Genomic DNA, 1,120 nt, shown 5'->3' on the forward strand with positions numbered 1-1,120 from the left:
TGTACTGCCCAGGCAGGTTGGTCAACCGGCTGATGGGGGCCTTCCTGCCGATGGCGGTGTGTTGCCGGTGGTGATTGTAGGTGTGGAGCCAGGCCGGTAGCGCGGCTCGTCGGGCTTGTTCGGACCGGTAGTGACGGGCGAAGGCCCACTCGGCGGCCAGGGTGCGGTGGAAGCGTTCGATCTTGCCGTTGGTTTGCGGGCGGTAAGGGCGTGTGCGTTTGGCTCGAATGCCCAGTTCGGTGCAGACTCGGGTCCATGCTTTGGACCGGTAGCAGCTGCCGTTGTCCGACAGCACACGCTCGACGGTGACACCGCGGTCGGCGAACCATGCCACCGCTCGTCGCAACACTGCGATGGCGGTGTCGGCGGTTTCGTCGTTGTGGATTTCTGCGTAAGCGACGCGGGAATGATCGTCGATCACCGTGTGCACGAATGCGTTGCCCAGCAGGGGGTTGCGGTGGCGGCTGCGGGTGATGCCGGGCGTGGCTGCTCGGTTCCGGCGACCGGTGACCCGGCCGACGAACCGCCAGCCGCCGCCGACCGGGATGTTTCCCAGCTTCTTGACATCGACATGGATCAACGACCCGGCATGAGGATGCTCATAACGCCGGATCACCTCACCGGTCCGGATATCGATATGCGACAAACGACTCAACCGGCACCGGACCAGCACTGCATGCACCGTCGAAGCCGGCATCGACAGCCGCGACGCGATCGCCTGCGGGGACAGGCGTTTGCGCCACCGCAGATCCACGATCTTGCGCACTACCGGGGCCGGGGTGCGGTTCGGGCTGTGATGCGGACGGCTGGACCGGTCGGCCATCCCGGCCTCGCCCATCGCCCGATACCGGGCCTGCCAACGGTTGGCGGTCCGCCAAGACACATGGAAATGCTCGGCCGCCCGAGCGACCGGCCAGCCGTCCTCCACGATGCGCCGGGCCAGCAGCAATCGGCCCCTCGGAGTCAAAACTGCGTTAGCGTGGACCACGAAGGTCTCCTGTCGGTTCGAGTGGTTGTCTCAGCAACTCCCACTCCACGACGGAGACCTTCACCATTTCAACGATCACCTACAGCGTGTCGCCACAAACCCTCGACCAACCTGCCTGGGCAGTACACCTAG

1 protein-coding gene is annotated in these 1,120 nt (G+C 65.3%); it reads right to left on the reverse strand.

Going from position 1 to position 1,120, the window contains the following annotated elements; translation table 11 throughout:
- Positions 1-988, reverse strand: a 988-nt coding sequence (locus tag IG75_RS0135555) for an IS481 family transposase (protein WP_036516134.1), incomplete at its 3' end; no start/stop codon positions are given.
- Between the last annotated feature and the right edge of the window lie 132 nt (positions 989-1,120).

Origin of the sequence: Nocardia rhamnosiphila NBRC 108938 (genome assembly GCF_000720425.1) — a bacterium.
Lineage (GTDB): Bacteria > Actinomycetota > Actinomycetes > Mycobacteriales > Mycobacteriaceae > Nocardia > Nocardia rhamnosiphila.